5 protein-coding genes and 1 pseudogene are annotated in these 12,511 nt (G+C 67.0%); 3 read left to right on the plus strand and 3 right to left on the minus strand.

Annotation, left to right across the window (positions count from 1 at the left end; all coding sequences use genetic code 11):
- The first annotated feature begins 178 nt into the window (after window positions 1-178).
- The gene (locus ACQEVZ_RS60420) at window positions 179-7,537 is read left to right on the plus strand and encodes an FG-GAP-like repeat-containing protein (RefSeq protein ID WP_433385999.1); all 7,359 of its coding nucleotides are present in this window, start codon (window positions 179-181) and stop codon (window positions 7,535-7,537) included.
- A 68-nt stretch (window positions 7,538-7,605) separates the two neighbouring features.
- A complete protein-coding gene (locus tag ACQEVZ_RS60425) occupies window positions 7,606-8,052 on the plus strand; it encodes a hypothetical protein (RefSeq protein ID WP_433385996.1) in 447 nt (148 codons plus the stop codon).
- Window positions 8,053-8,524: 472 nt separating this feature from the next.
- Here ACQEVZ_RS60425 and ACQEVZ_RS60430 read toward each other — a convergent pair.
- Both ACQEVZ_RS60430 and ACQEVZ_RS60435 read right to left on the minus strand, forming a co-directional pair.
- Window positions 8,525-8,777, minus strand: a pseudogene (locus tag ACQEVZ_RS60430) (site-specific integrase); the annotation flags it as partial.
- Between the two features lie 262 nt (window positions 8,778-9,039).
- Window positions 9,040-10,431, minus strand: coding sequence for an IS1380 family transposase (locus ACQEVZ_RS60435; protein WP_433385993.1), 1,392 nt, complete (start codon window positions 10,429-10,431; stop codon window positions 9,040-9,042).
- 655 nt (window positions 10,432-11,086) lie between these two features.
- Between ACQEVZ_RS60435 and ACQEVZ_RS60440 the strand changes: the two genes are divergently transcribed.
- The gene (locus ACQEVZ_RS60440) at window positions 11,087-11,785 is read left to right on the plus strand and encodes a reverse transcriptase domain-containing protein (protein ID WP_433376118.1); all 699 of its coding nucleotides are present in this window, start codon (window positions 11,087-11,089) and stop codon (window positions 11,783-11,785) included.
- A gap of 16 nt (window positions 11,786-11,801) precedes the next feature.
- Here the strand turns inward: ACQEVZ_RS60440 and ACQEVZ_RS60445 are convergent.
- A partial coding sequence (locus tag ACQEVZ_RS60445) for a tyrosine-type recombinase/integrase (RefSeq protein ID WP_433386393.1) occupies window positions 11,802-12,511 on the minus strand: 710 nt, incomplete at its 5' end.

A 12,511-nucleotide genomic window follows, 5' to 3' on the forward strand; every position in this document is an offset into this window, starting at 1 on the left:
CACCCCCTTTTACTTAAGTGTCCACTGTGGATGATCGCGACACATCCTGAGCGGTGAGCCTTGGCGGGCGAGCCTGCGCGACCGTCAGAGCCGATGCTGTCGAGGTGGCCGAATGCCTCGGTAGCGCCGACTTGGACTCTCGTCCGGGCCGGCTGCCGGTCAATCCTCCGATCGGCCCTTGTATCGAAATACACGACGCCTTATATTTACGCGCGCTGATGCCTGGCTGTGGGCCTCGGCTGCGGGGGAGGGCGCCATGTCAACGTCAGGTGCGGTTCGGCGATTCATCGTTTCTGCAGCGTCCGGCCTGCTGATCGGCGGGCTGTTCGTTGCTTTACCCGCTCGTGCGGCGCCTTCGGGTGCGGAGGTGCCGGTGCAGCCGTCGGCCAAGGTGTCGCCGCAGGCGGTGAAGGCGAAGACGGTGTCGCCGACAGACACTGCCCCGGCATGGAAGCCGGGGGCGGTGCAGTGGCCCGCGGCGGGATCGTCCGTGGTGGACATCTCCGCGCCGCCGACCGGCCGGCGGGCGCAGGCTGGGAGTTCTCCGGTGTGGGCCGGTCGACCGACGCAGGCCAGGACCGCGGATGCCGGCCCGTCCCGGTTGCAGGTCGAGGTGTTCGACCGAGCGGCCGCGACGGCAGTCGGTGTGTCAGGTGTCCTGATGCGAGCATCCTGGGCGGATGACCCCTCAGCGGTGGGTGCAGCTTCGGTGGAGGTGGACTATTCCGGGTTCCGGGATGCGTTCGGTGCCGACTGGTCCTCCCGGCTGACGTTGGTGCAGTTTCCCGCGTGCGCGGTGAGCACCCCCGGCCTGGACGCGTGCCGTCAGACGACCGTGCTGCAAACCAGGAACGACAAGGCGGCCGGCCGGCTGACGGCGGATGTCGCGGTCGGAGCGAAGGTCGCGTCGAAGGCCGATCTGGCCGAGGGGTCACGGTCAGGGGCTGCGGTGGCGTCGGCGCCGACGGTGCTGGCGGTGACAGCGTTGTCGTCGTCAGCGGACGGACCGGACTATTCGCACACGCCGTTGACGGCCTCGGCGTCGTGGCAGGCCGGGAAACAGTCCGGTGACTTCTCCTGGAACTATCCGCTGACGGCGCCCCCGGCGTTGGGCGGTGCGGTCCCGCAGGTCGAGCTGGGGTATTCGTCGAGCGCCGTAGACGGCCGGACGAACGCGAGCGGTGCGCAGACGTCGTGGGTGGGTGAGGGCTGGGGTTACGAACCCGGCTATATCGAGCGGTCGTTCCGTTCGTGCAAGGACGACTACAACAACCGTATCGACGTGTCGCCAGGGTGGACAGGGTACGGGCGGACGTTGCCGGTCCTGGACTACGACGGTGACGGCAAGGTCGATGCGTTGGCGGTGGCCGGGTCGGACATGTGGTTCTGGCGCAACACTTCACGTCCGGGTGCGGCGACTGTGGCAGCGCAGTTCGTCAGCAGCGGCTGGAGTTCGGTCGACTCGTTCATGGCCGGGGATTTCGACGCCGACGGCAAGGTGGATCTGGTCGGTCGGGCTGGTGGCAGTCTGTACATCTGGCGGGGGACGAGCACGCCGGGGACGTTCTCGACGGCGGCGCCGGTGGTGTGGTCGGGTTGGTCGGGGTACAGCACGTTCCTGCCGATGGCGGACTACGACAACGACGGCAAGGTCGACATTCTGGCGGTCAACTCGTCGGGGCAGATGTGGTTCCACAAGAACACGTCGACGCCGGGAAGCTTCTCGGTGTCGTCGTCGCTGCTGAGTGCCGGGTGGGGGTCCGTCAACTCGTTCATGGAGGGCGACTTCGACGGCAACGGCAAGCGTGACATTCTCGGCCGGTCCGGGGACTCGTTGTATCTGTGGCCCGGCAACGGCGCGGCGGGCACGCTGAGCCTCGGGGCGGCGACGGTCTGGGGGACGGGCTGGGCGATCTGGGGCACGTTCCTGCCGTTGAAGGACTACGACGGTGACAGCAAGCCGGACATCATGACGGTCTACGGCTCCGACATGTACTTCCACAAGAACACCTCGACGCCCGGTGCGCCGTCGAAGGCGGCGAGCCTGTTCAACAGCAACGTCTGGTATTCGGTGTCGCTGCTCATGGCCGGGGATTTCGACGGTGACGGTCGCACCGACATCCTGGGTCGTGAGGGTGACACCTTGCGGGCGTGGCTGAACATGAGCCGCACCGATGCGTACTACGCGCCGTTCTACCAGAATGCGACGTCGGACTCGTGCTGGCGGTCGCAGAACGCGACGGTGGTGTTCGGTGGCCGCTCCGGTGACCTGGTCCTGGACGACGCGACCGGCAAGTGGCGGCTGGCCAGCGATGACGGGTCGAAGTTCGAGCTGCTGACCGGGGCGACCAACGGCGACGACAACGGGGAGCACTGGAAGCTGACCGCGACGGACGGCACCCAGTACTACTTCGGCCTGAACCGCATCCCGGGCTGGGCGACGGGAGACTCGGAGACGAACTCCGCGCTGCGCGTCCCGGTGTTCGCCAACCGTGGCGACGAGCCGTGCTTCAACTCCGGTTCGTTCGGCGCGTCGTGGTGCTACCAGACGTGGCGGTGGAGTCTTGACTATGTCGAGGACCGGCACGGCAACACGCAGTCGTACTGGTACACGAGGGAGGAGAACGTCACCGGACTGTTCGGCAACCCCGGTGCGACGGCGGCGTATGACCGTGGGTCGTACCTGAACCGGATCGACTACGGCACGCGGAAAAACCAGTCGCTGTCGACGCCGGCGCCGATGCAGATCGTGTTCTCGGTCGGGGACCGGTGTCTGGCGTCGTGCTGGTCGGGTTCGAACCCGGTGACGGCGAACTGGCCGGACACCCCGTGGGACCTCAAGTGCTCCGCGGTGCCGTGCAACAACAACGTCTCGCCGTCGTTCTGGACCACGAAGCGCCTGACCGGCGTCACCACCCAGGTCAGGGGCAGTTCTGGCTACCGTGTCGCTGACGAGTGGGCATTCACGCACCAGTATCCGCCGACGAACGACGGGACCAGTCCGTCGCTGTGGCTGGCCAGTATCACGCAGACCGGCAGGGTCGGCGGCAGCAAGGCGCTGCCGGAGATCACGTTCGGCGGCACCCCGTACGCCAACCGGATGGACTTCAACGTCGGTGCGGGTGTGCCGCCGACGAACAAGTACCGGGTGACCCGGGTCAGCAACGGCACCGGCGGCGAGATCGGTGTGACCTACGAGGGGACCGACTGCTCGATCTCCGCACCGCCGGACCCGGACAACAACGACAAGCGCTGCTTCCCGCAGTACTACACGCCGCCGCTGGCCCAGCCGGGCTGGTCGTGGTGGAACAAGTACCGCGTGTCGAAGGTCCTGGAGAAGGACCTCGTCGGCGGTAACGCGGACGTCGAGTACAACTACGCCTACAGCACCGCAGGCTCCTCGACGCCGGTGCTGTGGCACCACAACGACAGCGTATGGAGCACGGCGGTCTCCATGCGGAACTGGTCGACCTGGCGCGGCTTCTCGACCGTCAAGGTGACCACTGGTCCTTCGACGGCACCACGTGGCTATGTCGAATACCTGTACATGCGCGGCATGCACCTGGACCGCACCGACAACGGCTCCTACACCCGCACCGCCACCATCACCGCGTCCGAGGGTTCGGTGCTCAACGACGACAACCGGCTCGCCGGGTTCCTCCGCGAGGAACGCCACTACGACGGGCCCGCCGTCGGGGCGCAGCTGCTGTCGGCCACACTGAACGACCCGTGGCAGCAGCAGACCGCCACCCGGACGATGACGCCCGCCTACGCTGCACCGCATGTGCAGAACGCCTCGTATCTGCGGACCTCCCGCGTCCAGAGCCGCACCTGGATCGCTGCGACGTCCAGCTGGCGGCGCACCGACACGCAGACCGCCTTCGACACCACCTATGCCCAGCCGACCAGTGTGCAGGATCTGGGTGACACCAGCCTCACGACCGACAACGTGTGCACGTCGACCACATATGCCCGGAACACCACAGCCTGGCTGATCGACTTCCCGGCGCAGGTCCTCACCACCGACTGCACCGCCAGCCCCGGGCCGGCGAACCACCTGGCCGGCAGCCAGACCCTGTATGACGGCAACACCACCGCCGGCACGATCGGCACCCGCGGCCTGACCACGAAGACCCTCGCACTGGACTCGTTCACCGGATCCACACCCGTGTGGAAACAGACCGGCCGGTCCGAGTACGACGACAACGGCCGCCCGCAGGACAGCTTCGACGCGGCGGACAACAAGACGACGATCCGGTTCACCCCGGAGTACGGTGCGGCGGTCACGTCCGCGACCAAGACCGTCTACCCGCTCATGCACGTCTCCACCGAGACGTTCGACGGCGTTCGCAACCAGCCGCTGACCACCACCGATGCCAACAACAAGGTCGTCACGCTCAACTACGATCCGTTGGGGCGGCTGACCAAGGTCTGGGTGCCGGGCCGGGCGACGAACCTGCCACCGAACATCGAGTACGTCTACAACGTGCGGACCACGCCGGCGAGCTCGGTCCAGACGAAGAAGCTCGGCCCCAACGGCAACATCATCAGCAGCTACGAGTTCTACGACGGGATGCTGCGGCCACGGCAGACGCAGTCGCCGGCTCCGACCGCCAACGGGGGCCGTGTCATCAGCGACACCCGGTATGACGGCAGAGGCGCTGTCGCGAAGTCCTCGGTCGCCTACGACAGCACCAGCGCACCCGCCGACGGCGTCAAAGCCGTCGAGGACAACACAGTGCTGAACCTGCACCAGCACAGCTACGACACCTCGGGCCGGCGGACGGTCGACGCTCTGTACGGCGCGGGAGCGGTGAACCCGACGTTCAAGTGGCAGACGACGACCGCATACGACGGTGACCGCACGACGGTCCTGCCGCCTGCCGGTGGCTTTGCCACCACGTCGTTCCTGGACGTGCGCGGCAAGGCCACGGAGCTGCGGCAGTACCTGGGTGCCACGGCCACCGGCACGTACCACACCACCACGTTCACCAATGACCGGCTCGGCCGGCTGACCCAGGTGCAGGACCAGTCGAACAACACCTGGTCGACGCGGTACAACCTGCGCGGCTGGGTGGACCAGAGCACCGACCCGGACCGGGGCACGAGCAACACCGTCGAGTTCGACCCGGACGGCCGTCCGGTCACCACGACCGATGCGCGTGGGATCAGCCTCACCACCACGTATGACACTCTCGGCCGGACGACCGCCGTGTATGACGGTATCGGCGCGAGCGGGTTCAAGCGGGCCTCGTGGGTGTACGACTCGGTGGCCAAGGGTCAGCTGACGTCGTCCACCCGCTACGTGGGCACGGACAGCTTCACCAGCACCGTCACCGGCTACGACGACGGCTACCGCCCGCTGGGCACCACGACCGTGATTCCGTCGAGCACCAGCATGCCGTGGCTGCCGAACGGCTCCTACACCACATCGATGACCTACAAGGTCGACGGGTCCGCGGACACGGTGACGTACCCGCTCGCGGGCGGTCTGCCTCAGGAGACGGTGACCAGCACCTATGACGATGCCGGCAACGCGCTCACCCGGACCGGCCTCGAGACCTATGTCGCCGCCACGACCTATCACGCGGCCGGTGGCCGGTATCAGCAGCTGCTCGGCTCGGGCAGCAAGCGTGTCCGGCTGACCACCAGCATCGACGACACGACCGGCCGGCTGACCAGTGCCAAGACCGAGACCGAGAACAACGCCAATCCGAACACCTGGGTCGAGCGGCTCACCGAGGGCTACGGCTACGACGCCACCGGCAACGTCACGAACATCACCGAGACCCTCGCCGGGTCGGTCGTGTCGAACCAGTGCTTCGTCTACGACGCGCTGCGGGAACTGACGGAGGCGTGGACGACGACGGCGGCCGCCTGCCAGCCGAGCCCGTCAGCGGGGGTCATCGGCGGGCCGGACAGCTACTGGACCAGCTACCGGTATGCCACCGGCACCGCCAACTACAACAGCGGCAACCGTACCCAGGAGATTCGCCACGCGATCGGCGGCGGCACCGACACCACCCGCACCTACACGTACCCCGGCACCGGCAAGCGGCACACGCTCACCAACGTCGTCGCCACCGGTGGGACGACGGGCACCGACAGCTACACCTACGACAATGCGGGCAACACGCTGACCCGAAACATCGCCGGCAAGCCCGGTCAGACCCTGACCTGGGACAACGAGGGCCGCCTCGCCACTGTCACCGACTCCGCGGGTGCCAGTAGCTACATCTACGACACCGGCGGCACCCGGCTCGTCGGGAAGGATCCTGCCGGCGCGACGGTGTACCTGCCCGGCTACGAACTGCGCAAGGTCGGCAGCACGGTCACGGCCACGCGGTACTACGGGGTTGCCAGCCGCACCCCGGCCGGCCTGACCTGGCTCGCCGCCGACCATCACAACACCGGGCAACTCGCCGTCAACGCGGTCACCCAGGCGGTCACCCGCCGTAAGACCGACCCCTTCGGCAACGTCCGCGGCGCGGACCCGACCTGGCCGAACACCCGCGGGTTCGTCGACGGCACCCGCGACACCACCGGGCTCACCCACCTCGGCGCCCGCGAATACGAACCCGCGACCGGCCGCTTCATCTCCGACGACAAGGTCGCCGATCCGAGCGACCCGCAACAGCTCAGCGGCTATGCGTATGCCGCCAACAACCCGGTCACGTCGAGCGATGCCACGGGCCTGAGGACGTGCAGCGGCGAGGACGACTGCGGGAACGACGAGACGCGCGGCAACCCGGGGTACGGCAACGGGACCACCGAGAAGAGCTCCGCGAAGGACAAGAACGGCAAGACCTACTACCGGCCGCGGGCCGCCCCGAAGCCGAAGTTCGAGGACCTGTGTGCCCAGGCCAGGAAGGGCTCGTGCAACCCGGATCTCCTGGCGAAGACCAAGGACGTCATCCGGATCGCGGCCGAGGTCGGCGTCGATGCCGCCTATCTGCTGGCGTTGTTGATGCAGGAGGCCTCGTCGTTCTACGAGAACAGCTTCGGGGGGATCTCCGGCTCGCGACAAATGTGGACGGCTCAGGCCAACCCTTGGACGACGACCACCACACTGGTGGCGGCTGGGTTCCCGGCGTTCTCGCTTGCGCTCGCGGGGGCATTTGGCGGTGTCGGCCTGCACAAGGGCTGGTTCGGCGGCCGCGGCGCGTCGATCGGGTTCGCGAACGTCACCAAGGAGGTGTTCAATGCGGTGGCCGAAAGTTCGGATCAGCTTGCCGGTCGTTCGTATGAAGAAATGATCTACGACGACGAGCTGTCGATCACCGTCCTCGCCGTTCGGCTCAAAGGTAACGTCACGAATTACAATGGGATGGCCGAGGCCGGCGGGACGGGATTGACGGCGTATGATCTGGCTGGGATGTCCCACATGCACGGTGAGCCCAAGGTAAGAGGTGCGCTGACCAAGCCCGAAGAGCGGCAAAACCTTCCGGGCCTTGCCAATTATGCGCAGGACGTTCGGAACAATCTTCCGCTGGCGATGTACATGGTCTGTACGCAGACGGGTGGTAGCAACTGTTGAGCGCACCTGAGCCGGTCGAGGGCGGTGTGAGGTCCCGCCGGAACGGTCGCTTTGCCGCGGTCCTGGCAGTGGCGCTCGGCGTGATGTTGGTCGGCGCGGTCGGGGTCTGGTGGTATGTGCGGTCGGAGTCACCGCCCTGCATCGCCGGGCTCCGCGTCGACGGCTTCGAGGAGACCTACCGCTGGTATGACGGCGTCGAGGACGTGTCGAGGACGTACTGGGTCGGGCCGGCCGGCGTCGACCCGATCCAGGCGTTCCACCTGCACCAGGTGAAGTTGCGGGATTCGCCGCAACTGGGCAGCTACGGTGCTTACGACGCAGTCGCCAGCGGATACCAGCCCGAAGGGGCGACACCGTCCGCGTCGGTGGTCGTCTACCGGCTGGGAAAGGCCGCCGAGCTCCGCGACGATGCGCTCAAGCTCGTGTTCAAGCGCGCTGATCTATCGGATGCGCAGCGTGCCACGGTGCAGAACGGCACGGCGACGATCCTCCTCGTAGAGGTGCTGTGCGCTTAGTGGATACCTCCTTGTTCCATGAGCCTTTGATCTCGATGACGACGGCTACGCGGTCGACTGGCCCGGGCCCATGGCTGGTCTGCGACCTCGACCTCGCTGGCGCGGCGTAGCATTGCGGCGACGATCGCGGCGCGTACGGCGGGTGAGTCGACGAGTGGGCTGTGCGGTACGAGGCTCTCTGGGCCTGCGTCTGCGAGCCACTGCGTCTCTGCACCGATCATGCCGGCCAGCCAGCCTGCTGTCTCACGCAACGCAACTGGAATGGCGTGGCCGACGCGGCCGACCGGCATGAGGAACAGCCGCCGCAGTTGCGCCTGCGGTACACGGCGTCGGACGAGGTAAGAGGCGGCGAGATAGGCCGCGAATGATGCGTGGCGAAACGCCAGCCGGTTCATCCCTCGCCCGGTGAACAGCCCGGTCGCCGGCGTTGCGGCGACAAGCCTGGGGGTGACGTGGAACGGCCCGCCAGGAAGAGCCGCAGAGTCCGGGCGCTCAGTGCCTGGGCCTTGTCGGCAAGCCAGTGATCGACGTCCTGAGCGCTCAGCTCGCGGAGCTTGCGCGCGCCGAGAGCGGCAATGATGTGCAGCTCGGCGAGATTCGTGTAGTTGGCTCGTGTTGACTGACGTGTCGACGCTCGGAAGGCCGTAGGCCAGGAAGTCTTGCACCGCGTCCGCGACGGTGAAGCCGTGCGGCGCGATCGCCAGACCGTCCTCATGGTCCCTCATCACCTCCTTGAGCTTCAGCCGCGCCTCGGTCTTGGCGTTCCCAGCAGGGCCGGTCGCCGAGCTCCATGCAGGTGACGCCCACACCTTCAAGGTCCTGCCCCGCCGGGCCCTAAGCCTCGATCCACCGCTGATCTTGCTGTCGGTGGCTTGTGATGGCTGTTGATTGATGGTGGCTGATGGGCGGGTTGGTGGGCGTGGTTGTACTGCCGGGCGTGCCGGCCTGCTCCGGTGGTGGTCGGGCCCGGATGGGCGATCGTTCGGGTCAGGCCGTTGCGGGTGGTCCGTGGATGCGGTCGAAGAGTGTCTGCCAGGTTTGCTGCCAGGGCCAGTGGGCGGGGAGGTGCAGCACGACGCGTCTGGCGCGGTGAGCGATCCGGGCCGGGATGTTGATCAGTTGCCGGCGGATGGTGGCGGTTCGGGCGGTGCTGTAGCGAGGGCTGGTGAGGCAGCCGGCAGCGCGTAGCAGGTTGTGGGCCATCGCGGTGAGGGTGAGCCAGGCGGCGTTGGCGGCGAACCGCCCGGAGGGTAGGTGGGCGAGGGGTCCGTCGATGATGTCGGCGAAGACCTGTTCGACGATGGCGTGTCCGCGGTGGGTGAGGTCGGCGTCCACTGTGGACTCATGGGTGTCGGTGAGGAAGACGTGGTGCCGCCAGAGCTGAAACAGTTCCTCCTGGCCTTCCGGGGCGGGGTTGCGTTCCTTGACGCGGCGCACGACGAGCCGGGCGGTGACCTTGTGACTGTTGGACTCGAACGCGGTGTATCCGGTTTCGGCGACCTGCGCGTCGGAGATCCATTCGCCGGTGTCCGGGTCCTGGACAGCGCGCGGGTAGCGGACCGAGGTCCAGGCGGTCTCGTCGATGGCGGCGACCGCTGCGCGGATCTTCGGGTTGGTCTGCAGGGTCACCGAGTAGTTCACCCCGGCTTTGCGGCAGGCCGACACCACGGCGCCGGAACCGAACGCGGAGTCGGCGCGGACCAGGACCCGGCCGGTCGCGCCGCACGCCCTGGCGGTGCGGATCGCCTGCGTGATGAGCGACGCCGCGCCACGGGAGGATCCCGCGCTGCCGCCGCGTAGCCGGGTCGCGGCGATCGCCGGCGCTGACAGCGGGGTGCTGATCGTGGCGAGCAGCGGTGACAGGCCACGCAGCTTGATGTTGTATCCGCCGACCTTGGCGTGCCCGAACGACGCGCCCTGCTTGGCGTGGCCGTAGACCCTGCGCAGCAGCGAGTCCACATCCACATACGTTTGCGTCGCCGCGTCCGGCAGCAACGGCGTTGCTGCCGCGAGGGCGGTCAGCAGATCCCGGCTGGCGGCTTCCAGCTGCAGGGCGTGACCCCAGGTGAAGAACCGCAGGAACGACCCCAACGTCGACGGCGCGTACACACCGGTGAACAGCCTGCCCATCCCGCCGTGCCGCAACACGTCGAGGTCATCGATGCTGTCCGCGCCCACGCACATCCCAGCCACGACTGCGGCGGCCTTCCCGCCCGGGTTCGACCCGGTCGACATGTCCGGCCGCACCCGGCCCTCGACCAGCCCGGCCAGACCGACCCGCTCCGCCAACCCCAACACCGGGACCAACCCAGCACACGACACCAGATTCGCCTCATCGAACACCGCGCCCACCGCACGGCCAGCATGCAACAATCGCACCTACGAGATGCCCTCTCGAGCAGGATGACGGAAGCCTAGAGAACTCCCATCATCCCAGTTCAGGTGTGCCACGAACGTTGATGGAGGTCCTATGTGGACAGTGCCTCCAGAGGCGGTGCTGCGTGGAAGATGAGGGTTTGGCCCCTCGGAGCCGCCCTGTGGGGGGAGGCTCCAAGCCGCCACCTGCTGCGTTGGCTGAAGACCGTCGTGGTGAGCGAGGTGGAAAAGGCGCTGTTCAAGCGTCAGGCAGGGATCGGGAAGGCGTTGCGTCACAGCCTGTGAAGTGTCGAAAGGGAAATGGTTGACATCGAAACCGGGGCATCTGAACTGCTTCGGGATGAGTCTGGCGGTTACCCACTTACTGGCCAGGCGGTGTCCGGCATATAGGCGGCGTGAGCTCGATCTGCGGCTTTCACGTGGAACGTGGGAAGGCGAAGCCGATACGGCTGTCCGGGGTTGACCGGGCGGCGAGAGGGAGCGTTCCAGACCGGTAGCTCCGGGAGGAACTGAGTACCGATGCGGCAACGCCGGCGGACTGGCCCGTAGTAGTGGAGAAGCTCCTGCTTGACGCGGTGGGGGTGGAGCGAAGGGGCCAGGTCATCCGTGGTTCGAAGATTCGATCAACCAGGCCCGGTCCGGGTCGGGGAGGAGTCGGGTGGCCGAGCAGAAATCACCAGGCAAGCCGTTCGAGATCTCGAAGATGGAGGTCTGGCGGGCGTGGGAGAAGGTCAGGGACAACAAGGGTGCCGCTGGGATCGACCGGCAGTCGGTCGGCGATTTTGAACAGGATGTTCACAACAACCTGTACAAGATCTGGAATCGGATGTCGTCGGGGAGCTACTTTCCCCCACCGGTCAAAGCGGTGGAGATCCCCAAGGTCGGGGGTACCAGAACGCTGGGGGTGCCTTCGGTCGGGGACCGGGTGGCGCAGACCGTGGTCGCGGCGAGGCTGGAAGCTCGGATGGAACAGATCTTCCATCCGGACTCCTACGGCTATCGTCCCGGCCGGTCGGCGCTGCAAGCAGTCGCGCGGACCAAGGAACGCTGCTGGCGGATGGACTGGGTGGTGGACATGGACATCGCCAAGTTCTTCGACAGCGTCTCGTGGGACCTCATGGTCAAAGCCGTGGAGGCCAACACCGACCAGCCGTGGATCATTCTGTATGTGAAGCGGTGGCTGGCCGCGCCGATGGTCACCGCGGACGGGACCGTGATCCACCGGGAGCGGGGTACCCCGCAGGGGTCGTTATGTTCAGCTGAACATAATGAACCTTATGAACAGTGCTGGGTTATGCGCAGCGTCGGCCTGTCGGTCCTGGTCAGGGCGGAGCTGGGGGTCGAGCGCTGCGCATAACGCGTGGGTGTTCGGGTCAGAGGTTGGTGAGCCAGTCGAGCAGTCCGGGGTCTTGGTTCCATTCGGACAGGTCGTCGGAGGTTGTGTCGGTGTAGGCGGCTTCGAGGGCTTTGCGTTTCGCTTCGGTCGAGGCGCGGGCGTAGATCTCGGTGGTGGACAGGTCGATGTGTCCGAGGATGTCGCGGATGTAGGGCAGGGGGACGCCTGCTTCGTAGAGGTGCATGGCCTTGCTGTGGCGCAGGGTGTGCGGGCTGACGTCGGCGCCGGCGAGTTGCGGGTTGTCTGTCCTGGCCAGGTATTTGCTGATGACCCAGGCGATGCCGCCACGGCTGAGCTTGCTGCGGTGCTGGTTGAAGAACACCGGGTGGTCGTCGTGGCCGGGTCGGTCCAGGCGATGTTCGGCCAGGTAGGCGGCCAGGATCGCTGTCGTGTTGCCTATCAGGGGGACGTGGCGTGTCTTGCGGCCTTTCCCGGTCAGGGCGGCCATGGCGGGGGGTTCGAGACGGATGTCGCGGACGGTGAGGTCGGCGATTTCCTGGACCCTGGCGGCGGTGTCGTAGAGCGTGGCGAGCAGGGTCGCGTCGCGTCGGCCGCGGTGGGTGGACCGGTCGGGTTGAGCGAGCAGCAGACGGGTCTGCCCGACGGTCAGGTGGTTGACGCCCGGGCGGGCCTGCTTCTTGGTGGGGATGGCGAGGATGTCTTGGTAGCAGGCCATCCGGGCTGGGT

The sequence above is a fragment of the Dactylosporangium sp. CA-152071 genome (assembly GCF_050936335.1).
GTDB lineage: Bacteria > Actinomycetota > Actinomycetes > Mycobacteriales > Micromonosporaceae > Dactylosporangium > Dactylosporangium maewongense.